This window comes from Desulfovibrio biadhensis, assembly GCF_055388615.1.
Genome location: NZ_AP042477.1, coordinates 5126485 through 5152350, shown reverse-complemented (window position 1 = coordinate 5152350; position 25866 = coordinate 5126485). Strand labels below are relative to the sequence as shown.

Sequence of the window (25866 nt, the reverse complement as noted above, 5' to 3'; positions counted from 1 at the left end):
GTCAGGCTTTGCCCAGCCATTCCTCAAGGGTCGGCGGCATGTCGCCGAGCCCTATCACAGGCTTCCAGGCGCATTGCGCCGTCAATTCCACGCCCCCGTGAATGATGGAAACGGGGCGATCTGAAGAGACAACAACCACAGCGATGTTTTCATGCGCTGCGGTAAAGCGGAGGGCGGAGTTGAAACGCGCTCCCCTTGCGCGGTTTTCTCCTGCTGCCGCAAGCCCGTCCAGAAGACAGGCAAAGCCCTGCAACGTGCAATCAGAGGCAATGTGCAGCGCGCCATCAACCCTGGCCAGGGATTTGGCCATGTCGAGCATGGCGGGATCGCTCAGGTCCAGGGGTTCTTCCAATCCTTGCCCTGCCAGGGGCGCCGGTGTTTCACGCATATCGATGACCAGCGTACACCCGTGTTTGCAATCCTCAGCAGAGTGTACGATGGAGGACACCACCTGAAAAAGGATGTGGGAGTTTTCCTTGGTCATGGGCGTTTCCAGCAGCAGTTCCTCCAATTGCACCAGCTTGGCGCGGCGTGTTGAGGAGTGGAAAGCCCCGTCTGAAAAGCTGCAGACCGGTTGCTCTCCCAGCAAGACAAACCCGTGCCCGCCCCTGAAGTCCGCCACGATACGCGTATCCGGAAGATTTTTCGCCGCCACGCCGATAATGGCGTTTCCGTCGGAAATAAGCACGCGGGAGTCGCTTTCCACGGCCATGAGCAATTTGCGCACGTGCTTGTGGTTGCTCAGTACAGGCTGCTCATGTTTGGGAAAGCGGGCCAGAAATTTTATCTCGTCGTGCAGGTTGGTATCGATGAATACCAATTGCCCCCTTGGCCATGCGCCTTCTTCACGAGTCTTTGAGATGCCGAGAATTGCATCCAGTATGGGGTAGACCCTGAGCCGGGTATCCGGACCGAGCATGACGTTGCGTTCGTCCACGATGTGGTCGCGCACTGAGTGGATAGCGTACCCCTGCAGTACGATGCCGGAGCTGCCCAGGGGCGGTTTTTCCACAGCCAGGTCTTGAGAAAGCAGCCATGCGGCATGCTCCAGCCAACGTTCTGTGGGGCCGATGGAACACATATCCGGGTGGTGCTCTGTGAACCACATCTGATAGGCCACATGGCGGGAACGAACGCCAAATGAAATAAGTCCGGCCAGTTGTAGACTTTCGGGACTGAATATTTCGCTGCCGTCCAAGGATTTTGGGGATTCCTGCCCTTTGCGCCATGCGTCGTCTTCCAGATACAGTTCGCGCAGCCTGGGCTCATGGCCGGACATCAGATTTTGGGGATCATAGATGCGTAACGGGTCGGCAGGAGAGGATGCATAGAGCAGGGCAACCCGGCTGGGGGGTGAAAAATGCGACAATCCATCGCGCAGGCCTTCGACAATGTTGGTAATGCACAGGGTCCGCAATCCGGGGTCGCTCACCGCCTCTCACTCCTTTAGGGCGTAGTGTCTATCTGAAAAGGTAGTTGCTCTTATGCACTAATCCGAAGCAAGTTTCCATTATTTACTGAAAAGTATTCTTTTTCACTGTGAAATACATCCATACCTAGTCTTTTGGCGCTATGGCAACTTTCACACTTTTTGTCCCGCGCTTGTCAAAAGCTGTTGTGAAGGCCTCTCGCCATTGTTCCAAGGGAAAGGTGTGTGTCAAAAGGCCTTCCGTAGGGTAGGTTCCGGATGCCAAAAAATCCATGGCAAGCTGGTAGGTGCGCACAGTTTTCCCATGATCGCTGCCCGAAGCGTAACAATTGGTGCCGTGCATGGTCAGCTCCCTGTGCCAGAGAGGGGAGAGGTCCACGCCTTTGACAGTACCCACGGTGGCGACCATGACGTATGCGCCCCTGCCGCGCAGGCAGAGCAAGCCATCCTGGATGGAGCGCGGGCTGCCTACGCAATCGTAAAAGTGGGTGGCGCCGCCTTCCAGGTTGCCGCCGCCCATGGTGGTTTTGAGCATCCTGGCGCCCACTGCCTGGCCGAGTTTTTTACGGTTCGGCGACATGAGCACCTCGTCGGCGCCGCCTGACAGTGCGAGATCACGCTGGAATCCATATCGCGCCACTACTATAATTTTTGCCTTGCAGCCAAGGGAGCGCAGACAGCGCACCAAGTGCAGGCCGATGATGCCTGCGCCGTACACCACCGCTACACCATCATCCGGTGGCAGGTTGTGCAATGCAGGTTGCAGCGCGGAAGCCAGTGAGTCTACGAGCACGGCCTGGTCATCGCTCACTGCGTCGGGCACGGCTACAAGTTGTGTAGGGTGGGCTGCAAGGTACTCAGCAAACCCGCCCCCTACACTGGAGTTGAAGCCCATGACCATACCAGGGTCCAAAGCGCCTTCAGTGAAATGTTCGCACAGGTTGTAATCACCCTGGGCGCAGTAGCGACAGGGTTCCAATCCACGCGCGGCGCAGCTCAACATCGGCTCCACGGCTACACGCTGCCCTTTTGAAAAGCCGCACCCTTCAGGGGCGTCCGTTATTTCTCCGACGGTTTCGTGCCCCAGGATGCAGGGCAGGGAAGCGTAGGGCTCCATGAGGTAGGATTCAGCCCCCCTGAGGAGCCCGATATCCGAGCCGCAGATGCCACAACGGGAGACCTTGACCGTGGCCCATCCCTCAGGTGGTTTGAATTCTTTGTCTTGCAATCCCAGTGGGGCGACCTGTGGCAAGAAGCGACGGCGCCACAAACGGCTGGCAAGTTGACAGGCCAGATAACGGGGAATGGAGCGGCGATAGACCAGTGCTTGCATGGTAAGTCCGTTAAACGCCGGGTAATCCGGCGTACAAACCCCACCAGTGTGGGGCGGTTGTCATTCGATGATAAAGGCGTATAGTGCGGGCGCCACTCTGGCGCGGCGAGACAGTACTGTCAAGCCGCGGCAACGCCGCACGAAGCGGTGTGTGCGGCAGGGAGGGGCGGCTGGCAGCATTCACAGGGAATGTGAACAGACTTGCCCGATTGTGGGAAATGTGCAAGCCTGCCGACCTTTGGTACCACCACGTCACGGGATGGTCCGTGACAGTGAAAATGTTCAGTCAGCTTTCACCGGAGAAATTTGCATGAGCAGCAAGCGTAGCAAGGTAGCCGCCCAAACGGTATTGAAAAACTTCTGGAAGCTCGCGCGCCACCCTTGGATCGCCAAGAAGCTCGCCACCCTGCAAGGGGAAAAGTGGCTCTTCAACACTATTTATCCCAATTATAAAGAAGGCAAGGCCAACAAGATTCGGCAGGTGAGCATACGCATCACTGACCTTTGCAACTTGCGTTGTGTCATGTGCGGCCAATGGGGAGACGGAGGCTACCTGCATAACCAGGACCTCAAGGAACTGAAGAAGCAGGAAGTCACACCAGAGCGCTACATAGAGCTTTTCAAGGACCTGGTGGACCATGGACACAAGCCCATCATCTACCTTTGGGGCGGCGAGCCCACCCTGTACAACGGGTGGCTGGACATCATCGAGGAAGCCACACGCATGGGGTTGCCGTGCTCCATTGCCACAAACGGAACCAACATCAGCAAGTTTGCCCAGCGCATGGTAGATATCCCCATGTTCCTGCTGCAGGTTTCCGTGGACGGGCACTGCGAGGAAGTCCACAACAAGATTCGCCGCGGTGTGGGCAATACCAACAGCTTCCGCGCCATTCAGGAAGGTCTTGCAGATGTGGTGGAGCTGCGTGAACGTAACAAGTCCACTTTGCCGCTCATCGCCACCTTGTCCACCATTTCCAAGGATAACGTGAATCATCTGGTGGACATTTACGAGACCTATCGTGACAAGGCCGACATGTGCGTGTTCTACCCTTCATGGTGGATAGACGAGGAGCACGCAAGCGCCCATGATCAGGACTTTGCCCGCCGTTTCGGCTTTGCGCCCACCCTGCACAGAGGGTGGATGGGTGGCTGGAAGCTGCAGGATTTTGAGAATCTGAGCCGACAGTTGGACGAGCTTGATAAGATGTCTGCCCAGAAGGGTGCGCCGCCGGTCACCTTCATCCCCAATATTCGCGGGGTGGAGAACCTTGAAAAATATTACAATGACCACTCAGAGCGCTTTGGATACGAGCAATGTATCTCCATCTATCAGGTGGTGGAAATAGACAGCAACGGGAACATGTCTCCCTGTCGCGACTACCACGATTATGTCGTGGGTAACGTCAAGGATCACACCATCACCGAGCTGTGGAATTCTGATTCCTACAAGCGCTTCAGGCAGAGCCTTTCCAAAGACGGGCTCATGCCCGTGTGCTCGCGTTGCTGCGGCCTGATGGGGTACTAGTTTACTCGTCGCGGCGCGTTGCCTCGATACCATCGAGTTTTCGCGCTCCGGCTTTACCATGGTTGCATGAGGGGGAGACCTGACAACAGGTTTCCCCCTTGTACGTCTCCAATCCGTCAACTGGAGCAGAGGGCAATGGCTCTGAAGGTCGTACTGCTGCTCGAAGACCTGCTGTTCGGCGGCACCCAGCGCCAGGCGTTGGAAACGGCCCGCCGACTGGACCCTGCAGAAGTGGACGCCAGGTTATGGGTTCTGCTGGACGGGCGGGATTTCGCCCCTTTGGTGGAACAGGCAGGGCTCGACGCTCTCTGGTTGACCCGCAGCAAATCCCTTGGTCCCCGTGGTCTTTATGCACTCTGGCGGGCGTTGCGGCGTGAACGCCCCGACGTTTTGGTGTTGCTCACCGCTTTGCCGAACATCTGGGGACGTCTTCTCGGGCGTCTTTGTGGCGTGCCCGTTATCATTGCAAACATCCGTCAGTCTGGCGCGCCAAAACGCTATCATGAACGCTGGCTCAAAGGGTTTGCACATCATCATATCTGCAATGCACACGCCCTTGGCGCATTACTGCAGAAGGAATATTCTCTGCCTGCCTCGCGCATCAGCGTCATTCCCAATGGCGTGGATGTGGAGCGGTTTCGCCCTGGGGGTGAACAGAAGGGAGAAGACGTCGTCTTCATGAGTGCAGGGCGCCTGGTGCATGACAAGGACCAGAAAACCCTGATAGCGGCTTTTGCACGTGTGGCGGTGGAAAATCCACATGCACGGCTGGAGCTGTATGGCGACGGCCCTTTGCGGGGCGAACTCGAATCACAAGTAAGCGCGTTGCCTGGAGGCATCGGGCAACGCATCTCCATCAACCAGGGGCGCTCCGACCTGGAAAACGTCTACCCCCAGGCTGATGTCTTTGTGCTTTCTTCTCTGCGCGAGGGGATGCCCAATGTGGTGCTGGAAGCCATGGCCAGCGGCCTTCCCGTTGTGGCCTGCAATGTGGATGGGGTTCCCGAACTGGTGGAGCATGAGCACACGGGGATACTTGTTCCTTCAGGCGACGATGTCGCTCTGGCAGCAGGCATGAGCACTCTTTTGCAGCATGCCGATATGCGGCGCAGGATGGGGGAGGCAGGGCGCGAACGGGCTGTTACTGCCTTTTCCTTTGAAAGCACTGCCCGCGCACACGAGCGCCTGTTCAAGCTGTTGTCCGGCGGCGAGAACTCCTGAGCTCATAGTTTCTAGGCCGGCGGCGAAGAAAATATCGTTGTCAGGGTCAAAATCATATCTTCCGGTATCGACCAAAAAGTCTCTTTAGGGTATGGCCTAACGCAAGTTCTACCGCTTATCAGGTTTACTCAGGTCATATTTTTTTCGCAGGTACGCGCCCGTCTAAATGGGGGACTGGCAAACAATTGATGCTGGAGGTGCGATCAAATGCGGACCAGACCTTTGACTCCGGAGAAATATTTCAGGCTTCCCTGGAACCTTGCCGACAATGCCATTACCTGGCTGGAGCCCACCACCAAATGTAACCTGTATTGTGAAGGGTGCTACCGGGAAAACGATCCGCACGGGCACAGACCCCTTGAAGACGTGATCGAAGAGCTTGAAGCGCTCAAAAAGCTGCGGCGCACGGATGGCATTTCAATTGCCGGCGGCGAACCCCTGATTTATCCGCATATTGTCGATCTTGTGCGCTATGTTGCAGAGCAGGGGTGGAAACCCATAATCAACTCCAATGGCCAGGCTCTGACTCCAGAACTGGTGGAAAAACTGGCCCATGCCGGGCTGGTAGGGTTCACCATGCATGTGGACAGCCATCAAAAACGCCCTGGCTGGTCAGGCAAGACGGAAGAAGAGCTCAACGAACTCAGACTGAAACTGGCCCGGATGATTCATGAGCATGGCAAAGGGAAACTCTCTTGCGCCTTTAACGCCACAATCTACCGCGACACCCTGCCCGATGTGCCCATGCTGGCCCGCTGGGCGCACGAGAATATTTCCATAGTCCATACCATGGTGTTCATCTTGTTTCGCTCTGCCAAGAGCCAGGCAGGTTTTGACGTTTTTTCCAAAGGCCGCAAGGTCGATCCCAAAAATCTGGTGTATCAGCTTGATCATCAGGAAGGGCATGTTGATATTCTTGCCCAGGAACTGGTGGACGCCATCCGCGAGGCATATCCCGATTTCGAACCCTGCGCCTATTTGAACGGCACTGAGGATTCGCGCTCCATGAAATGGCTGCTGACCATCAGAGCAGGCAACAAGGAAGAAATCTATCACCATCTTTCGCCATCCTTTGCCGAACTGGTGCAAGTGTTTCATCATTATGCTTTTGGCACATATCTGGCGTACACGCGCCCCTGGCTTATGAAAGGCACGCAGGTTCTTTTCCCGTTGTCGGTGATCAACAGAAGCGTCTTGTCTCTCTTCTGGAAATGGCTTACCAAACCCTCCCGTTGGACCAAACCTCTGGACATGCAGTCTGTGATGGTCATTCAGCCCTGTGATGTGTTTCAGGACGGGAGGCAGTCCATGTGTGACGGCTGTCCGGATGCCATCTATTACAAGGGGCGTCTGGTTTGGAGCTGTCGCGTCGACGAACTTGAAAAATATGGTGGTTTTCTGACCTGCGCCCCCAAAGAAGAGGGCGCTGCTGCAGATGTGGCAAAGGAAGAAGACACCATGGCAATGAGTGAGGCCTGATCCCGCAGGTGACGGGGTGGTCCTCGCAAAATATCAGTGAGGATCACCCTGTGCATGAAATTGTTTTGGCGTTGATGGTGTTACAGCTGCTTATCATCACCGTGATCTACTTTCACGGGAGAAAGCATGTTCGCCAAAGTCTGCCGGGGAGTGCTGTCTCACCCCGTGGTGTTTCCTGTGAAGGTGCGTGCCCCCGTGTTGCTATGCTGGTGCCGTTGACTGGCGACACACCTGAGATGCGTGTGTGTATCGATTCCCTCTTGCGGCAGGATTATCCCAACCATGAGTGCGTATTTGTCACCAAGGACGAGCAGGATCCCGCGTGGACGCTTGTTCGCGAATTGACACATGACATGTCCCATGCCCGGGGAATCACCAGCGGCCCTGCCAATATGTGTGGGCAGAAAAACCATAATCTGCTGGCTGCCGTGGCTGCTGTGGGTGACAGCGCTGACATTCTGGTGTTTTGTGATAGCACGCACAGGGCCGCCCCCGAATTTTTATCGGAACTGGTGCGTCCTATCGTCAAGGACGGCGCGCCCCTTGCTTCCGGATTTCATCGCATTGTGCCGGGTGATGCGAAAACAGGCACCCTTGGTATGACGTGGACAGTGCTTGCCATCCACATGCTGCAGGCTTTCAGTATTGTTACGCAGCCATGGGGCGGCGCCATGGCCATCAAGCGGGATGTTTTCGAGCGTGAAAATATTGCAGACATCTGGGCCACAAACATAGTGGACGATTTTTCCATGGGTCCCCATCTTGTGAAGCGGGGTATACGCTGTACGCCGGTGTCCACCGCTGTCATGACCACGCATATTTCCGGACGCAGTACAGGGCAGTGGGGCGACTGGTGGCTGCGGCAACTGCAATACCTCAAGTTTTGCATACCGTTTCTGTGGGCCGGCATTTTGCCGGGTATGGCGGCGCTGGCGGTGCCCGTCCTCTATGCAGGGGTGGTTGTGCTCACGGGATGTTTTGGTGCACAGTCCGTGGGAACGTTTTTATTCTGCGCCGGATATCTGGCCTTGCTGGCCTTGCTGGCGCAGGGATTCAGGCGGTTGATCGCCCCCCGTCCTCCACGACTGGCCTGGACGGGCAGTTTTTTTCTTTATCTTCTCATGACGGTATGGTGCTACGCGCAGACCTGGACCAGCAATATCATGGTCTGGCGGGGCATTGCCTACCGTGTGGGATGGGGCGGTGTGGTCCGTGAAGTGATCCGGAGAAAGACTCCATAGAGTTGCGAACACATTGTCCCTGGGAGAATATTCGTTTGCTTGTGCCGTAGTTAATTGTAATGCTTATAAAAAATTGTGCGCTCTGAAACTTCGTGAATTGTGTAGTTGGTTGACAACCGCACTATCAGGAGTGTAGATCAATACATCTTTTGGCCGACGGTATGGCGTCTTATTGGATTAATGTGTAGGGGGCCCCTACACAATGACGCAGGCCATCAAGGCCTTGAATGACCCCGGCACCAGCGCCGGTTTTATATTTTTTCAAGGTGGCGCTACTAGCCTCTCAAACAGTATGTAGGGCTCGTATTCCGAGACTTACAGACCTTAAAGAAATTTCCCAGGATTGCACGCTCGATGAAAGCAAACCAACGCATAAAAGCATTTTCCCGAATCGTCGCAGGTATTAAAGAAAAACAATGTTATCCTTATTTCAAGCCCATTGACAGATCATGGGGGCCTGAAGTGGAGGTGGACGGCCGCAAGCTCGTTATGGCCGGGTCCAACGATTACCTCGGGCTGACGCATGACCCCCGTGTGGTGGAAGCTGCCACCGAGGCCGTGCGCCGTTGGGGCTCCGGGCCGGGTGGCTCGCGCTTTCTTTCGGGAAATATGACCCTGCATGACCAACTGGAAGAGCGTCTGGCAGCTTTTGTGGGTAAAAAGGCCGCTGTTGTGCATACCACGGGCTTTTTGACGAACCTCGGTGCGTTGGGCAGTCTTGTGGCGCCTTCCGATGTTCTTCTTTGCGATCGTGAAGATCACGCCAGTATTTTTGAAGGGTGCAGGGCTTCTGGCGCCAAGGTTATCCCTTTTCGCCACAACAATAAGGAATCAGCCCGGGAGAAAATACTCCAGGCCAAGCAGCGTTACCCTGAAGCCACGATTTTCGTCATCACGGAAGGCGTCTTCAGCATGTCCGGTGACGTGAGCAATCTTCCCGAGTTGGTTGAACTGCGCGAAGAATTTCCTGACATTGTCGTTTACCTAGATGACGCGCACGGGCTTGGCGTAATGGGGAAAAGCGGTCGCGGCACGGCTGTGCATTTCGGCTTGGTTGAAAATGTTGATTTCATTATGGGCACGTTCAGCAAGGCCCTTGCTTCCATCGGCGGATTTATTGCCGCAGATGACCCGGATTTGCTCACCTACATCAAGCACCATTCCAAAACCCTGATCTTTACGGCTGCATTGCCTGCGAGTAATGCGGCTACAGTTCTTAAGTGTTTGGAAATAATGGAAAACGAACCCGAACGCGTCGAACAGCTTTGGGATGTGACAAGGCGCGTGCGCCAAGGCTACAAAGACTTGGGGCTCGTCTATGGCGTTGCTGAATCCCCTGTCATTCCCATTCATGTAGGGGACGAAGACAAGGCTTTCCGTTTCGCTGCGGCCTTATTTGAGGAAGGTGTTTTTGCATTGCCGGCCGTTTTCCCTGCCGTACCCAAGGGCAAGGCTCTCATCAGGACGGCTTATATGAGCACTCATGAACAGCATCATCTCGATTTCGTGATGAATGCTCTTGGCAAGCTTGCAAAAACCTTCAAAGTGCGTGCAGAGGACCTGGCAGAAGAAGCTGGCTATGCGCCTCAGTTTGAGACCACAGAAGGGGACGCCTGCGCCGCTTCGGACCAGGCTCTTCCCTGACCGGCTTACCGTACGGAACTCTCCGGGGGGATTTCTTCAGTGCTGACGGGCTGCTTTTGTCCGTTTGCTAATACCGTCGGTACACAGTCCAGTGATCAACTATGGGTTTGAGCGCAAGTTTACCTCGCTACCTCGACCTGCTGCGTGTGAGTGCGCGTCAGGTCCTGCGGCAACGCAGGAGATACTTCGGGGTGTTGATTTCCATCGCCATCGGTACCGCTGGCGTCATTATCATCCTGACCATGGGTGATATCGTAAAGAAAAATCTCAATAACGACCTCACGCTCATTGGTGGCGCCACAATCATGAACGTCTCCTTTGAGATGCGCGTTTCCCGTCGCAATCCATACGAGCGGTTGATCTGGTTCAAGCAGGAGTCTGTCGATGCCTTGCGCAAGCTGCCCGGTGTGATGCTGGTCAGCCAGACTATTCAGAAGACCAACTCTGCAAAGACTTCAGTGGGGAAGAAGCAGATCGGTTTTCCCCTTATTGGCATAGATTCCGATTTCTGGGCTGTCAGCGGTTATACAATGCAGTCCGGCCGCCCGATTGAGGCTTCCGATGTTGCGGGGCATGAGGTCAACGTTGTATTGGGTGACTGGATCGCCCAACGCATTTTTGGCACAGAGGATGTTGTCGGGATGCGGTTGTTCATCGATGATTCCTATTATAGAATAATTGGCGTCATGGAGGGGGATACCGCCGGTACTATGGCGCGTTTCGCGTATATCCCGATCACTACGGCCCGAGACCGCATGGAAAAATTGCCCGATTCCAATCGTCTTCTTGTTCGGGCCCTGAGTTGGGACGATGTTGAGCGCGTCGCTGCAAAAATTCCTGAGACAATTGCAAAATTTCAGGACGTCGAACGGCTGAAAGTAGACGTTCCTGAAGGGGCGCTTGAACAAGTGAAGCGCATCGCTTTTTGGGTGGAAAGCTTCATATATTTTGCGGTGATAGCTACACTTGTCCTGGGCGGATATGGAATCTGGAACGGAATGATGACGGCGGTACGTTCTCGCATTCGTGAAATTGGCTTGAAAAAAGCCATGGGTGCCAAGGACTTAGACATCATGTTTCAATTTTTGTCAGAAGCGGTTTGTCTGAGTTGCAGCGCGGCGGTTCTCGGTATAGGTTTAGGCGTTGCTGGTGTGTTTTACACGAGCAAGATAATGAATTCATTTCCGAGTCAGGAACTGGTGTTAATGTACTCGGTGCTCAGCTTTTTATTTTCATTGCTGCTTGGCATTATCGCAGGGTTCTATCCGGCTCTGCGCGCCAGCCGAATGGAAGTCGTTTCAGCGATACGCTATGAGTGAGAACACGCAAAAAGAACCAATTATTATGGTCCGAGACCTGGTAAAGGAGTACAATACCGGCTCGGAACCCATTCGTATTTTGCATGGTGTGAATCTTGACGTCATGCCAGGCGAAATGATTGCCATCATGGGCCCCTCAGGCATGGGAAAGTCCACGTTCCTGTTTGTTCTGGGGCTACTGCATCCGCCAACCTCCGGCGCCTACTGGGTGATGGGGGAGGACGTGCTCAAACGTGACCGCTCTTCCCAGGCAGAATTCAGACGTGATTTTGCCGGCTTTGTGTTTCAGAGCTGTAATTTATTTGAGCACACAACAGTCTATGAAAATCTTGAATACCCGCTTATATACGCGAATGTTCATCGTCGAGAGCGCAAGGAAATGATCCTTGAGGCTCTGGAGAAGGTTAACATGGGGCACCGTATCAATCACCCCACTAATCGTCTTTCCGGCGGTGAGCAGCAGCGTGTTTCCATCGCACGGGCATTGGTGAACCGCCCCAGCGTGATTTTTGCTGATGAGCCGACTGGACAGCTGGACCGCAAACATGGCGATATGGTCATGGAGCACTTTCACAAATTTATTTCCAGTGGTGAAACGGCAATGGTCCTTGTTACGCATGACCCGGAAATCGCAGCACGGTGTACTCGCGTTTGTAATTTGCGAGACGGCAACCTTTACTCCGACTGAGGAGAGGAGTTTCTAATGATACACCCCTTCACGGCTTTGAAAACAGACGACGGGAAGACATATCCCTCTGCCAGCAGACTTGCAGGATATGTTGTTTTAACTGCATTACTCTGTTTCATGCTGGTGCCCGTCTCTTTGCAAGCCGCTGGTACAGCAGCACCCTCAAGTGGTTATGCCATGCCGGAAATGTTGGGTGCAAAGTCGAGAAAAAGGGCCAGCCGTGAGGAGCAGCCAGCCAAAAAAACTGAGCAGCAGGCTCTCGATAATAACAAACCGGATGCAGCGACCGTCGCATCGGAAGAACCTGTGAAGGTGGAAGGACCGGCGGAAAAGGCTGCAGCACGGGCCAGGGCATTTTTGCAGAGCAAAGAGGCAAAAGGCATAGCCGCGGGCGATAAAGGTGGGAAAAGAGTCGGAGATACGACTGTTTCCGCTTCTGGCGCTGAACAAGTGGAAAATACCCTCAATATCGCCGAGCCCGTCGTTCCTAGCGGCAAATTGAATTTTACCCAGTGCGTGCATTTGGCCCTCAAGCAGTCTCCATATCTTGTTGAGACCGCCATGGAGGTGCAACTCAGACGCATTGATGAATCGGACAGTATGTGGAACCTGCTGCCCAAATTCAAGGTGGCGACCAGCTATGTGATTGCTGACCCTGACCAGGAATATCAAGAAGACGAGCGTTGGGACATTAATTTCCTTATGGAAAGTTGGGATCCCATTGAAGCTGGTCTGTCTATCATGGCGAGTCAGGAGATCACCAAGATCGCCATCCTTGCCCATATGAAGGTTATAAACGAGGGCTTGAAGCAGCTTGGAGAGCTTTTCATAGGCCTTGGAAGCATCGAGCAAATGATTGCCATTCAGGATGAGCTGATTTCTGTTTCCCAGCATCAGAAGACGTTTTTGACAAATCTTCTAGATTCTGGCTCTGCCAACCCGCTGGAAGTACGTATTGCTGATCAGAGGGTGGAAATGGCAATTCTTGAGCGGGAACAGATGCTTGCCAAACGCGATGAATTGAAAGAAAATTTGAAGACCTTTTTGGGCATTGGTGAAGGTGAGAACCTGGAACTTGATCTCGCGGATGCCTCCAACCAGGTCCATGGCTATTTCTCTCCTTCTGAAATTTCAGTGGAAAATATCAAAGACAACAGTATCGACATGAAGATCGAGTCGCAAAAGCGAAAGCTGGCGGAGTATCAAATTTCTTTGGCATGGGCTGCTTACATACCCCGCCTGAAGTTTGGTTTCAGAACGCCAGATGTCGTCGATAGCGATAAGGACACCAACGACGGTTTTTATACCACCATTGGTTTTGAATGGCAGTTCTGGGATTGGGGAGAGCGCTACAGGAATGTTCGTAGAGAACGCCTTGAAGCACGCAAGGCCATCGCTTCTGAAAATATTACAGGGATGAGCGTTTCCAGTGACTGGCGCACGACGATTACGCGTAAACGGAGTTCGCTGGCTGCCCTGAAAGTCAATAGGGCTCTTGTTGAGCTCGCCGGTCTGCGTAAACGGCAGGGCGAAATCAGCTATCAGGCTGGTACACAGCCTTTTCCAGAATATCTGGATACGATCAAGGCTTATTTTGAGGCCAGAAAGAAAGCCGTAACGTCTGAGATGGACGATGACATGGTCATGCTTGACCTCAGATATATATCGGGAGATTTGTTCAATGCATACATTTCTGCAAAAGAAATATAAACTGCAAGGACTCTCCAAGTCCTTCGCGTTCATTTCCTTTCTTGCGTTGCTTGTCGGGGGCGCCTTGATTTTGGGCCCTGTCAGCGGCAAGTCCTTTGCCGAAGAAGGTAAGAACGAGGAAAAAAAGCAAGAAGAAAAACAACCTGAGCCCAAGCCTGAACCACAAGCTGACCCGCAAATCGTCGTCCAGGGAAAGCTGTATTCTTCCCTGAAGCGCGTGGTTCCCGTTCTTTATGATGGTGTTGTAAAGGAACTCCTTGTCCATGCAGGGCAAAAGGTTTCCAAGGGCGACCCGTTGATGCTGTATGAGCTTGACCCGCGCGTTGTTTCCAACCTGCGGCAGCAAATCTCCCCACAGCCCTTGCGCGTTTTGGAGGCCAGGATTGCCGATATTGCCGCCAAACTTGCACCTCTGCGTGCAAAGATGGAGGAAACTAAGCAACTTCTGCAGCAACAAATGGCTTCCGACAGTAGCGTCAAGCAATTGCAACTGCAGATTGAAGCTACCCAGATTGCGCGGCAGAACCTCGTAAAACAGCTGGAAATCAGCAAGCAGGGCCTGACGGATTCGATTACATCTTTGGAAGACACTCTCGGCAAAGGGGTAAGTTACGATAATTTCCCCAATGTCATTACCACAACTGCCCCCATTGATGGCCATGTGCTGTGGGTGAACCCGGAAATCCGCAAGGATGCGACACTTACCAAAGACACTGCTTTCATTATCGGCGTCATGGACCCGATGATCATTCGCACCAACATTTTTGAGATTGAAGCCAGCCGTATTGATGTCGGTGACAAGGCCACCGTGACGCTCTCATCTCTGCCCAATAAGACCTTTGATGCTGAAGTCTCGCGCATTTCCTGGACACCAATCACTCCAGGGCTGGACCAACCCTCCTACTACCAGGTCGAACTTACGGCTCCCAACCCCAATAAAGAGCTCAAAGAGGGCTTTAAGACGCAGATCAAAATAACGCCATCAAGGTAGCCACCTCCGCTTTATTCGGTATATATCTGAAAAGTGGCCTGGGCTGCTGTCGGGAGTAGTGTTTGCATGCATGCCAACCGACTGCTGTCTGCTGAAAGCTTTGGCCGTGATGTGGCGTTGGCTTTTGGCCTTACTGCCTTACTGTTTCTTCTTGGGCACGGATACGCTTTTTTTGATCCGTGGACAGTAAACGACGATACCAGACAACAGCTGTTCTGGATGCAGCAGTGGAACGACCCTGGGCTGTATTACGGAGACTGGCTGGCTGATTATGCCCGTCATTACGTGACCTGGGGCGTACGCGGTCTCTACCACCTGGCATCGTTTGTTTTTTCTCCCCTCTTGTTTTCCAAGATTCTGACCGGCGCGGAGTTCGTTTTGCTGGGCGGCATGCTGTTCGCCCTCGGTCGTCTGCTGGCCGGTCGCATGGCAGGGTGGGGGGTGCTCTCTGTTTTCTGGCTTATGCCAATCTTCATGCACAACATCTCTGGGGGGTTGGCGCGCTCCTTTGCTGCGCCTCTGATGGTGATGTTCTGGCTCTTCTGGCAGAAAGGGAGGGGGGGCGACCAGCCTTCTTCCGTTTCTCGATGGGGAATCCTTTGCAGCCTCGTGCTACTCGGTTTCTTTATTCCGTATATTTATGCGTTATGCGGTCTGTCCTTGGGGCTCGCTTGGTTTTTTGGCATCATACGGCTGGCGCCAATGCCCCCTGTCCCGCGCAAGTGGTGGGAGTATGTGGTTGTGGCGGCAAGCGCAGCGCCTGTTCTTTTGTATAACAAGGGGTTAGCTGGTTCCGGTTTTGGCCCGATGGCCGATATGTCTGAAATGGCGGGCAATCCTCTTTTTGGCCCCCTGGGCCGATTTCCCATTGTCCCAGTGCCCTCGCTGCCTTTTGAGATAATTGTCCGCCCTTGGGAGCGTATGCTTCCCTTCAGGGAGTGGGGCATTGTTCCCGGCATTATTGCCGCAATTCTGGTGCTGTTCCTTTTTATATATGGAGTTCGGAGGATATCCTGGCGCTCCCTCCTGCTAAAGGGCGCTCCTTTTATCTGGATTTGTCTTGCGTCCTTGATGTTGTGGTTCGCAGCTCGCTTGCTGCTGCTGCAGTTGTTTATCCCCTCACGGTATCTGGAATACACCACTGCTTTAGGGTGGTGTGTGATTCTTGGCCTGCTCCTGGCGCGGTTCATGACCGACAAATGCAAGCCGTGGCTTGCTGTGCTGCTGATTGCCTGTTGTTTCGCAATGGGAAGCGCGCGGTTACATGGTGAAGCGCTGTATGATTATGGGGGGGACGCGCCCTTGTATGCAGCGGTGCGGGAGACCCCAAAGGACGCATTATATGCCGGGCACCCCTATACCATGGATAATGTGCTTACTTTTGGGCAGCGTAGCGTGTTGGCTTCCTATGAGTTGGCCCACCCTTGGAGCCGCGGCTACTGGAATCGATTCAGCCCTCGTTTTGAAGATATGCTTCGCGCTTATTACGCCAAGGACGTGAATGTCGTTAGGATTTTTTGCCAGCGCTGGAAAATTGATTATATTGTTGTCGACGACAGGCAATTTGAAAAACGCTTTCTGCTCCCGGATCGGCAGCTTGTGCCTGTATGTCAGGCGCCTATGCCAGACATGTTGCATTCAATATGCAAACGGGCGGGATTGCGGTTTCCAGTTGTTGTGTATCCAGGGAAGAAATTGAAAGGGGTGCCCAGCGATCACCCCATGTTTTCACCCTATGATGCCTTGATTGGCCGTTTGGCAAGAAAACCGGGCCGCTTTGTGTTGCTCGATGAAAAGCTGTTTCCAAGCAAATCCGTAGGACAGCACATCAGACTTGTGGATGTCCGCAGGATGCAAGTTGAATAACCTTTTCAGCGTCATGTTTTGGACTGATAAAAACGAGAGGTTTTGACTCGCTGCTGTTGCTTGCAGCAAGGAGAAAAATATGTTGCGACGTATTGCAATTATCGCGCTTATCATGTGTTTTGCCGGAGTGGCCTTCGCGGCTGATCCTCCTGTTCAAACAACAAAGGTTCCCGATTATACGGGCGTGTGGAAGGGAAATTGTATGCTTTCCGCTGTCGAAGCCCATGTTTACCAGAAGGGAGACAAGATCAAGGGCGTGGCCGTTGTCCGAGCTTGGGGGCAGACAAACTATTACCACTTCAAAGGTAAGGTCACCCAAGACGGTATCAGCGCCGCTCACTTCAGGGGGCACAGCTTCAAGGGAAAACCTTTGGTGGATGATACGGTGACGGGTGTGCTTACGACCGCAAAAAAAGGCTATAAACTGGATCTGACGGCAAAAAGGGTGTCGGACACGCCGACTTTGGAATAGAGCGCTTTAGCGGGGCAGTATCCCGCGCTCTTCAAGGACTTCTGCCATGGCGTCTGCCACCATATTGCGTCCCAGATCCTGGAGATGAACGCCATCCGCCTTATAGGCAACGTCTTTGCGTTTCGTCAGTACATTACGGAAGTCTATGAAATACGAGCGATTCTTGAGTGAGGCTTCCAAGGCTTCATAGACTGTGGTGAAATTGCCGCGCATAGTGCTGAAGCGCTCTGTGTTGATAAAGTGCTTGTTTTCTTTTTCGCGCACTTCCACCATTACGTCTTCCTGTTCAACCCACTGGGCAGGTTGCCAAAAGACGAGAAAACGCGCCCCATAGCAGGCTGCAACCTTGTTTGCGAAAGCGTACCGCTCACCTACTTGTTTGACGTGTTCTTTCAGTTCCTTGGATTCCGGATCGATGGGGACCTGTACCTGGAAGAATTTGTCCATTAGTTCCTTGGTGAAGGACGCCTGAATTGCTGCATTCAAGGCTTTGAAAACACCAAAAAAACTCTTGTAGTAGCTTTCTACCAATGCTTTTGCGCGGCGGTAGCCATGATGCCCGTCTGGTGTGCGATGTTGGGCAAAATAGACACAATCGTTCGCACCGTCATAAAAAATGACAAGGTCGGGGCGTTCGCCATTGTGAATGAGCTGCTTTTCAAAATACTGGATTTCCAGCAAAGAATTATAAGAATTTTCACCAAAGTTGCGCACCTCATAGCACACCCCGTCATTACGGGAATTGAGCTGTGCTGCAAGCTGGCTCGGAAGGGTCATCGCGTCATCTTCCGTATTGCCGCGTGTAGTGGAACCGCCAAATATCCAAATGACAAAGTGACGATTGGCGCCGGGGGAGCATTCATTCAGTGTTGGGCGAACGCCTTCGCTGCTGCGAAATGTGGTATAGGGATCATAAAAGGCGCGTGATCCTTCACGAATGTGTCCATACAACACGTAGTTGCTGACCGAGACAATGGCGAAGGACAACAATTCAATGCTTATGAGTATGAGCAGCGCCCATTTGAAAAGAAAAAACAGTGCCTTGAAGAACTGTTTCACAACGTCCCCCTGCAACCTTTTGCTAATGTCCGGCCAGTCATCAGATTCCTGTACACGTTGCGTTGGCGGTCAAGGGAATAGGGGCGATTGCAGCAGCCCCATTCTGGCAAGGCGAAACCTGACCGCAGTGTCCAGACACCCCAAGCCGTAGGTTACACTCCGCTTGAAATTGATTGAGGACGAATCCGGCTCATACAGCGTAGGGCATGAAATCTCAGCAATTTTATGTCCCAGCCAAACTACCTGGGCAAGCATCTGATTGTCGAAAACAAAGTCATTGGAATCTCTATCAAGGGGCAACTCACGCAACAAATCAGCAGAAAAGGCGCGATACCCCGTGTGGTATTCGGACAACTTGGCGCCAATGAGCAGGTTTTCCACAAAGGTCAGCCCGCGGTTGGCAACATACTTCCAGAGGGGCATGCCCCCCTGCAGCGCATATCCGCCCAGAATTCTGGAGCCCAGTACGCAACTATAAAGGTTGTTGCCGATGAGGGAGACCATGGCGGGGATCAGCTTGGGCGTGTACTGATAATCGGGGTGGACCATAATGACTATGTCACCCCCATTTTCAAGGGCCAGACGATAGCAGGTTTTTTGATTGCCCCCGTAGCCTCGATTCTGTTCATGCACATGGACGACAGTTTTTTCAAGATCTCTGGCTACATCCGCTGTATCGTCCTGTGAGGCGTCGTCCACCACAATGACCTGGTCGACAACACCTTGAGCCATGACTTCTTCGTATGTTTTTACAAGGGTTTTGGCCGCATTGTACGCGGGCATAACCACGATTACTTTTTTATTATTGAACATAATCTAAGGGATGCCTTTGATTGGATTGTCCAGTGCACGTCGAAATGGGCAGGCCGGCCGAAACTTCCAAAATGGAAAGGATCACGGTCCAAGTATGCCCTATGAAAAATCACATTTCGCCCTGCTCTTACAAGCAAGAGCGCTGCCAAAAGATTGTCGCCTACGACAAACCAGGGAGAATGTAAAGGTCCTTTGGAAAAGAGACAAGGAGCATCTGTAGCTTCGTAGTGTTGCGAATCACGCACCAAATCGCAATGTAAAACCGCCGCTGTCGTCAACACCCAGAGAAGCAGCACGAGGGGGAGCACCTTGCTGCATGCGTTCAAGCAGTTCCTGGCTCATGCGGGGGAGCACATCGAGGGCCAGTACATGCTCTACGCCCCGTGCGCCAGAGCCTATGTGCAGACTGCGTTCTGCAATACGCAGAGGCGTTTCAGGGGTATAGGTAAGGTGCATGCCGCTGCCGCTGACAAGCTGCTCGGCCAGGCGCTCAAGTTTGAGTGCGGCAATTTCTGCAAGTATTTGCACATCCAGTTCATAGTAGGGGACAATTGTCAGCCGTGCCAGCAGTCCCGGTTTGAACTGCTCCAGGAGTTCGGGGCGAATCGCCTCCAGTACCGAATCCTGGGAGAGCGTGCTTATTTCCCCGGCCATACCGCTCAAGGTCGCCGCCGCCTGATTGCTGGTCAGGAAGATGATGGTGTTGCGAAAATCCACTTCGCGGCCTTCCCCATCCGTGAGGGTCCCCTTGTCAAAAACCTGCAGGAAAAGGTGCAGAACTTCCGGGTTTGCTTTTTCAGCTTCATCCAGCAGCAGAACGCAGAAAGGGCGACGTCTGATCGCCTCGGTCAGCAACCCGCCTTCCCCGTACCCTACGTAACCAGGGGGCGAGCCAATAAGACGGCTTACGGTATGGCGCTCCTGAAATTCACTCATGTTCAGCGCCACAATGGAAGACTCGTCGCCGAAAAAGGAGTCTGCCAAGGCGAGGGCGGTTTCTGTTTTGCCCACACCGCTGGGCCCCACCAAAAGAAAGCACCCCAAAGGCCGTGACGGGTCGCGTAATCCCGATGTTGCTGCCTTCAGCGTGCCTGCAATGACATCCAGAGCCTGTTCCTGGCCGCGTATGCGGGAGGCAAGGGTGTATTCCAGGTTGAGCACCGCCTGTGCATGGTCGCGCAGTAACTTGCCCAGGGGGATGCCGGTCCAGTCGGAAATGACATGAGCCACCACATCAGGGTCGACTTCATGACGCAGCAACGGATCATCCTGCTGCAGGTCCTCGAGGTTTTGCAGCATTTGGGTCAGTTGGTCCGTGTCCACAATACTGCTTTCACGCAGCGTCACGATCTGACGTATAAGGTCTCGCTCCATGCGCCAGCGTTGTTTGAGGTCCTGTGAACGCTCCTCCAGAACAAACAGCCGGGAGCGCATGCCGGCAAGGGAGTCCATATCAATGGGGGCGCCCTTGCGCTGATCTTCCTCAAGATTTCTGATGGAGCGGCGCACCTTGTCTATACTGCGCTCAAGGTCTTCAAGGGCTTCAGGGGGGTGGCTCAGATTGATTTTAACCCGGGCTGCAGCCGTATCCAGAACGTCCACAGCCTTGTCAGGCAGCATGCGCCCAGTGATGTAGCGGCGGGATAATACTGCCGCAGCGATCAACGCGTCGTCACGCACGCTCACGCAGTGGTCTTTTTCATAACTGGGCTTGAGACCGCGCAGAATGTCGACGGTTGCTTCCATGTCGGGCTCATCAATACGGACAACCTGAAAGCGCCTGGTCAGGGCCTGGTCTTTTTCGAAATATTTTTTGTATTCTGGCCACGTAGTGGCTGCAATGGTCCGCAGCTCGCCCCTTGCAAGGGCAGGCTTGAGCAGGTTGGCCGCGTCACTGCCGCCAATGCGTCCGCCGGCGCCAATCAGGGTGTGCGCTTCATCGATAAACAGGATTATGGGCTCTTCGGCATCCTTGATTTCCTGGATGACCGACTTGAGGCGGTTCTCGAATTCCCCTTTCATGCCAGCGCCGGCCTCCATGAGCCCGACGTCCAGGGTCAGAATGCGCACGCCTTTGAGCATGTCCGGCACATCATCCGCTGCAATGCGCAGGGCGAGGCCTTCCACCACCGCGGTTTTGCCGACACCGGCGTCGCCTACAAGGATGGGATTGTTTTTTTTGCGACGGGCCAGGATGTCGATAATTTGTCGCATTTCCCGGTCGCGCCCCAGCACCGGGTCCATTTGGCCGGCTTCTGCTGCAGCTGTAAGGTCGCTGCAAAAACGGGCCAGCCCGCTTTCATCTGCACTCCCCTGGGGGGAAAAAGCGGCGCTTCCCGGCAGACTCTGCACCTCGTTTTCCACTGATTCTGCAGTGATGGTGGCAATACCCGAGAGCAAACGCTCGCGCGGAATGGTTCTGAGCACGGATGCGTACTGGCCATGGCATGCTTCAGCAGGAGAGCCGAGTATTGCCAACAAAAGCGCGCCGGAGCGGATGAGCTGGCCTTGCAGTTCAATGGTCGTGGTCAGCCAGGCGTCCTGAATCAGCTCCACCAGTAGGGGAGACATGGCAGGACGCCCGCTGTGCCCCTTGGGCAGTTCAGCCAGGGCGTGTTCGATAAGCAGCGCCAGGGCTTCGGGCTCTATGCCGAAGTGGCGCAATATGAGGGGGATGTCGCCGGTTTCCTCGCGACAAAAGGAGAGCAGCAGATGCTCTATGTCGACTTCATAATGCGTGCGTTCCGCACTGGTGGCGGCAGTGCGCTGCAGCTGTTGCAGGCAGAAGGGAGTTAGACGCTCCACCAGGGCGTTTAAGGGAACCTTGAGCATGTCTGGCCGGAGCCTGGTTTTACGGCTGCGTTATGGATTCACGAACGTAATCGTCTTGGATAGCAAGACTTCGTCGCCGTTCTTTATCTCGAAGAGATAATCTCCAGGGAGATCATTCTTGGTGAATTCTATGTTGGTGACGGTGATATTGTCCGTGAACAACTCCATGTTGCCCTTGGAAACGTCCCCTGCAGGGTTGGTGATATGCAGTTCGACGTCAACCTTGGCTTTTGGATCGGGGCTTTTGAGCACGTATTTTATGCTGAAGAACGTGTTTTCACGGAAGGGGATTTCAAGCGTGGTGGCCAGGTGCCTGATGTTGGACAGTTTTGTCGACCCATGGCGTTCTTCCACGACCACAACCTTGGAGTCGTATGTGTAAAGACCATACTCCAACACGTCCACACCGTTGATGGTGGCCGCTGTCGCCACGTATGAGTAAAGCAGGAATGCAATCAATGCAGCGGCGAAAAACAGACGTTTCATTCCCTTCTGCCTCCGTCTTGAGGTGATGCATGCCCCCCAGGCAGGGCATTTTTAAAGGGCGGACGGCCCTTCTTCCTAACCTGAAACTGGCGGATGTTGAAACTATGAGCAGAATGATATCAGGCGTTTATCAAGGCGGACAGAGCGCCGTTTCATAGCTGCTCAAACGATAATCGTACTGCTTTTATGCAGCCAACCAACAAAATGCCAAGCATTTTCTGGTCTCAGTAATAGTATGCTTCGCCCACTTGCACAACCCTGTTGGAGCATTGACACCCCTTATGTGCGTACAAAGGGTTGATAAGTATCTAAAAAAACTCTAGAAAAAATTTGAAATCAATTATTTCAGTAGGTTGAAAAATTTAATATTTATTTTTTCAAGTATTGGCACACTCTTGGCAAAACCCAGTGCAGATTTTGGCTTTATTAAACGGCGCCCCCTCTTGCGGGCGGGCCCAAAAAAGGAGAGGACAGCCATGAAGAACATTGCACTGATTATCATGATGTTGGGAGTGTTGGCCATAGGCAGTTCGGCGTTGGCATTCAATGTTACTGTCAGCAGCAGCGATGCATCTGGTCATGAAAACGAAACGTATCAGATTGTGGAAATGCAACCTGTAAACGATCAAGGTACTGCTTCCGCGCAGGCTGACGACACTGGGAAGAATACTCCCATTGTTGCAGAAAAGGAGTAGCGGAAGACGCTGTTTCGCTCTGCCCGCCTGACAGGTGGCCCTGCCGGGCGGGCTGAGACGCACTGATAGCGACACGCTGAAACGATACGCAAGGGGAGAGCGGAATGAAACGTTTCGTCGCGATCGCCACCCTGTTTATTCTGGTGCTGCTGCATGCTTCGCCGGCCACGGCAGGGGGGTATGCAGTCAAATCTGCAATAGTAATGGACATGGGGACTGGTCAGATACTTTTCGAACAGAATGCGGACAAGCGAATTGCCCCGGCGTCGCTGACCAAAGTGCTGACAATGTACTTGGTCTGGGAAGACGTAGAACAGGGGCGGGTCAAGTTGGACGACAACGTGACCATCAGCAAGGCCTCGGCAAAGACCGGCGGCTCCAGCATGAAGCTTGTTGCAGGGGAAACTGTCACAGTATCTGAACTTATGCGTGGAATGGCCATTGCTTCCGGCAATGACGCCTGTGTGGCGATCGCCGAGTACATCGGCGGCGGAAAGGCGGAATTTGTCGAGCGGATGAACCGTAAAGCAAAATTTCTGGGCATGGACCACACCACGTTCAAGAATCCGCACGGATTGCCGGCAAAAGGGCAACTGACCACGGCCAGGGACATGATGCGTCTTGCCTATGCCTATTTGCGGCGTTTTCCCGAATCTTTGGAATTGCATTCCAAAACCCACATGTACCACAGAAAAATCAAGCGCCGGAACAGCAATAAGCTGCTGGGTAAGGTGCCGGGCGTGGATGGTCTTAAAACGGGGTACGTTGCAGCGTCCGGTTTCAACATCATCGTCACGGCCAAGCGCAATGGCAGGCGGTTATTGATGGTTGTTTTGGGCGGCAAAACCTCCGCCATCCGTAATAGAGAAGCCAAAAAGCTGCTGGAAGCGAGCTTTGATACGCTGCCGGTACAGCAGCAGACACCCAAGGTGCAGCTTGCCAAGGCGCCGGATAAGAGCCCGCAGCCCGTTGCCAACGCCAAACTATCTCCCCGGCGAAACGCCATTGTCGATGCCGCTGTCGACCACGCAGCTTCCATGGCAATGTCCGCCAGCAAAGGCCCCAGCCTGAGAAACGCAGCCTACGATGTTGCCGCCCCCACCTTGCAGGGCAGTTATTCTCACCCGCTGTTCTCGCTGCACGAAAGTTCCTGGCGCACAGGAAGCAAGGCCAGGCAGCGAGCCAAAGCCTTGCAGCGTCGCGGTGTGCAGAATGTGCGCTCGCAAGAGGTTGATCTTGGATCCAAAGGCATCTGGTACAGGGTTTATATCGGGAATTTTGACAGCATGCGGCAGGCCAAAGCCTATAAGGATCGACTTTCCCGTACAATGAGCATGCGCCATGCCGTTATCATGGAATTGGGGTCCTGATATATAGCGTCAAATTTTTGGGGAATGTGGAGGAGCGGCCCGGTCCGGCGAAGGCAATAGCCTCGTTGGGCCGGGCTTTTTTTTGGTTCATTGCCCCGGGCAATACAGTGTTTTGCAAAATGCGTAATAGTTTGCCATCAAAATGTAACAAAATAGGTAATTGACGATCCGGTGGGGTGGGTATAAAAGCAATAACTGAAACAATTTGCACAGCCTGGGGAGCTTGCTGCGCAAACCTAATGCTGTGTTTGGTATGAAAAAGCCCCCTTTGGTGTGTCCAGCAAAGGGGGCGCTTAGTCGGAAAGTAGGTGGTCTACGGTTTATTTGATCTGGATTTTGAGATTGTAAGAGGCATCCTTGCCGTCCAGAGCAGAGACCAGGATGATGAAGTCGCCATTTTGGTCTGTTCTGCCCAGCCAGTGGGACTCGCCGGATGTGATGGACGAGCCTGACGGTGAAAAGATTTGGAACACGGCGTTATCCGTGGCCGAGGTCAGCCAGACCTCCATCCATTGGTTCTTTGAAACGCCCAATTGGTAACAATGGGTTCCCCCTTGCTCCAGGGATCTGTCCACTGAGCCGGATACTGCACCGGGTTGGAATTTGATGCGCTTGCAGTCCGCCCCTTGCGTTACCTGGGGCTCCACAGAAGCTATGGGCTCGGATTTAGCGCCGGGGGCAGGGGGAGTGGCCAGCGGTTCTTCCTGTGTGGTCGGCGCAGGAGTCACCAACGGTTCTTCTGCAGGCGCTGCTTCGGCCGAAGATTGCGGTTCAGGCGAAACGAGAGGTTCCCCTTCGGGCGCCTGATCGGGGGCGGGCTTTTGCTCAGGAGCGACCGATGTGGAAGGCGTCTCTGGCGGCTTTACGTCTCCGACTGCAAATCTGGCGGCAGCATCTGGATTGCTGCGAAGGAAACGTTTGAAAATATAGCCGCTTTTGCCATCAGCCGTAGTTACCTTGTGCCAGCCGTTTTCAATGGCCGTGCCCTTGAGCAGGGTACCTGGCTTGAGCGTGATGATTATGGATGCGTTATTTGAAGGTGCTGCTCGTAAGTGAACACCCCGGACAACCTCAAAATATTCAGGCTGATCAAAAACCTGGTTCCATTCATCGGCGTTCACGGTTGGAACAACGATGCACGAGAAGACAGTCAGGAAAGCCAGCAGCGACGTCGACAGGATAAATGACCTCAGAGACATCGAAACGCTCCTTTTATCACAGATGCTTGGCTGCAAAATGGCAATTTTGTTGATGTGGGCGCAGAGATGCAGCCCGCAGTGCTGAAAATACGGAATTGCTGAAGAAATGCAACTGTTTCGTCGTAGGCGCCACACCGTCGACATGGAACGGTTTTTTTTTTGAGAGTACTGTGGTCGTGGAAAAGAAACAGGTATGACACCTGATCTTCATTGTAAGTGATTATGCGTATTATGTAATGACAATATCACATGGGGGGATGGGAGGCTATCGTGAGTAAAATGAGGATAACATTCTACATTTCGAAAGATGTTGTAGAAAGTGCTAAAAACGCTGCCTATTGGACGCCGGGCATGACGCTTTCCAGCCTGGCTGAAGAAGCGTTGTCAAACTATATTGGTGATATGGAAACAGATCGTGAGGCCCCTTTTCAGCCCCGCGAGAGTGAACTGACCAAAGGACGCCCCGCAAAGTAAAGAACGCTGGTGTGGAA

The 25866-nt window shown here is 53.5% G+C and carries 20 protein-coding genes and 1 pseudogene; 14 read left to right on the top strand and 7 right to left on the bottom strand.

Features of this window, described 5'->3' with window-relative positions; all coding sequences use genetic code 11:
• Position 1: 1 nt before the first annotated feature.
• Together ACZ5EH_RS22375 and ACZ5EH_RS22370 are read right to left on the bottom strand one after the other, a co-directional pair.
• Positions 2-1432 (bottom strand): DNA integrity scanning protein DisA nucleotide-binding domain protein, encoded by a 1431-nt coding sequence (locus tag ACZ5EH_RS22375; RefSeq protein WP_464276068.1) that lies wholly within the window; start codon positions 1430-1432, stop codon positions 2-4.
• A gap of 124 nt (positions 1433-1556) precedes the next feature.
• On the bottom strand, positions 1557-2762 hold the full coding sequence (locus ACZ5EH_RS22370; RefSeq protein ID WP_464276067.1) for a zinc-dependent alcohol dehydrogenase: 1206 nt from the start codon (positions 2760-2762) through the stop codon (positions 1557-1559).
• A gap of 310 nt (positions 2763-3072) precedes the next feature.
• On the opposite strand from ACZ5EH_RS22370, the gene ACZ5EH_RS22365 reads away from it, so the two are divergent.
• From ACZ5EH_RS22365 to ACZ5EH_RS22315, 11 genes and pseudogenes are all read left to right on the top strand, one after another.
• Positions 3073-4290, top strand: coding sequence for a radical SAM protein (locus ACZ5EH_RS22365; protein ID WP_464276066.1), 1218 nt, complete (start codon positions 3073-3075; stop codon positions 4288-4290).
• 135 nt (positions 4291-4425) lie between these two features.
• Positions 4426-5511, top strand: coding sequence for a glycosyltransferase (locus ACZ5EH_RS22360; RefSeq protein ID WP_464276065.1), 1086 nt, complete (start codon positions 4426-4428; stop codon positions 5509-5511).
• A gap of 207 nt (positions 5512-5718) precedes the next feature.
• Positions 5719-6927: pseudogene (locus ACZ5EH_RS22355) on the top strand (radical SAM protein); the annotation flags it as partial.
• Positions 6928-7040: 113 nt separating this feature from the next.
• Positions 7041-8231 carry a glycosyltransferase gene (locus ACZ5EH_RS22350; RefSeq protein ID WP_464276064.1) on the top strand — a complete coding sequence of 397 codons (1191 nt, stop codon included), beginning with the start codon at positions 7041-7043 and terminating at the stop codon, positions 8229-8231.
• A gap of 354 nt (positions 8232-8585) precedes the next feature.
• Positions 8586-9875, top strand: coding sequence for an aminotransferase class I/II-fold pyridoxal phosphate-dependent enzyme (locus ACZ5EH_RS22345; protein WP_464276063.1), 1290 nt, complete (start codon positions 8586-8588; stop codon positions 9873-9875).
• A 191-nt stretch (positions 9876-10066) separates the two neighbouring features.
• Positions 10067-11194 carry an ABC transporter permease gene (locus tag ACZ5EH_RS22340; RefSeq protein WP_464276062.1) on the top strand — a complete coding sequence of 376 codons (1128 nt, stop codon included), beginning with the start codon at positions 10067-10069 and terminating at the stop codon, positions 11192-11194.
• A gap of 25 nt (positions 11195-11219) precedes the next feature.
• Positions 11220-11882: an ABC transporter ATP-binding protein gene (locus ACZ5EH_RS22335; protein WP_464276061.1), complete on the top strand. Its 663-nt coding sequence runs from the start codon at positions 11220-11222 to the stop codon at positions 11880-11882.
• Positions 11883-11897: 15 nt separating this feature from the next.
• Positions 11898-13592, top strand: coding sequence for a TolC family protein (locus ACZ5EH_RS22330; RefSeq protein ID WP_464276060.1), 1695 nt, complete (start codon positions 11898-11900; stop codon positions 13590-13592).
• Positions 13564-14583: an efflux RND transporter periplasmic adaptor subunit gene (locus ACZ5EH_RS22325; protein WP_464276059.1), complete on the top strand. Its 1020-nt coding sequence runs from the start codon at positions 13564-13566 to the stop codon at positions 14581-14583. The genes ACZ5EH_RS22330 and ACZ5EH_RS22325 overlap by 29 nt, the downstream gene beginning before the upstream one ends.
• A gap of 66 nt (positions 14584-14649) precedes the next feature.
• Positions 14650-16449, top strand: coding sequence for a hypothetical protein (locus tag ACZ5EH_RS22320; RefSeq protein WP_464276058.1), 1800 nt, complete (start codon positions 14650-14652; stop codon positions 16447-16449).
• A gap of 79 nt (positions 16450-16528) precedes the next feature.
• Positions 16529-16921 (top strand): hypothetical protein, encoded by a 393-nt coding sequence (locus tag ACZ5EH_RS22315; protein ID WP_464276057.1) that lies wholly within the window; start codon positions 16529-16531, stop codon positions 16919-16921.
• A gap of 6 nt (positions 16922-16927) precedes the next feature.
• Here the strand turns inward: ACZ5EH_RS22315 and ACZ5EH_RS22310 are convergent, their stop codons facing one another.
• From ACZ5EH_RS22310 to ACZ5EH_RS22295, 4 genes are all read right to left on the bottom strand, one after another.
• Complete coding sequence (locus ACZ5EH_RS22310; RefSeq protein WP_464276056.1) at positions 16928-17980, bottom strand: SGNH/GDSL hydrolase family protein; 1053 nt, start codon at positions 17978-17980, stop codon at positions 16928-16930.
• A gap of 69 nt (positions 17981-18049) precedes the next feature.
• Positions 18050-18763, bottom strand: coding sequence for a glycosyltransferase family 2 protein (locus tag ACZ5EH_RS22305; RefSeq protein ID WP_464276055.1), 714 nt, complete (start codon positions 18761-18763; stop codon positions 18050-18052).
• Positions 18764-19030: 267 nt separating this feature from the next.
• Complete coding sequence (gene tssH, locus ACZ5EH_RS22300) at positions 19031-21625, bottom strand: type VI secretion system ATPase TssH (RefSeq protein ID WP_464276054.1); 2595 nt, start codon at positions 21623-21625, stop codon at positions 19031-19033.
• Positions 21626-21655: 30 nt separating this feature from the next.
• Positions 21656-22111: a hypothetical protein gene (locus ACZ5EH_RS22295; protein WP_464276053.1), complete on the bottom strand. Its 456-nt coding sequence runs from the start codon at positions 22109-22111 to the stop codon at positions 21656-21658.
• A 476-nt stretch (positions 22112-22587) separates the two neighbouring features.
• On the opposite strand from ACZ5EH_RS22295, the gene ACZ5EH_RS22290 reads away from it, so the two are divergent.
• On the top strand, positions 22588-22806 hold the full coding sequence (locus tag ACZ5EH_RS22290; RefSeq protein WP_464276052.1) for a hypothetical protein: 219 nt from the start codon (positions 22588-22590) through the stop codon (positions 22804-22806).
• 104 nt (positions 22807-22910) lie between these two features.
• Positions 22911-24176 (top strand): serine hydrolase, encoded by a 1266-nt coding sequence (locus tag ACZ5EH_RS22285; RefSeq protein ID WP_464276051.1) that lies wholly within the window; start codon positions 22911-22913, stop codon positions 24174-24176.
• Positions 24177-24496: 320 nt separating this feature from the next.
• On the opposite strand, the gene ACZ5EH_RS22280 is transcribed toward ACZ5EH_RS22285, so the two are convergent.
• On the bottom strand, positions 24497-25375 hold the full coding sequence (locus tag ACZ5EH_RS22280; protein ID WP_464276050.1) for an SH3 domain-containing protein: 879 nt from the start codon (positions 25373-25375) through the stop codon (positions 24497-24499).
• A gap of 270 nt (positions 25376-25645) precedes the next feature.
• Between ACZ5EH_RS22280 and ACZ5EH_RS22275 the strand changes: the two genes are divergently transcribed.
• Positions 25646-25849 (top strand): hypothetical protein, encoded by a 204-nt coding sequence (locus ACZ5EH_RS22275; RefSeq protein WP_464276049.1) that lies wholly within the window; start codon positions 25646-25648, stop codon positions 25847-25849.
• Positions 25850-25866: the final 17 nt, after the last annotated feature.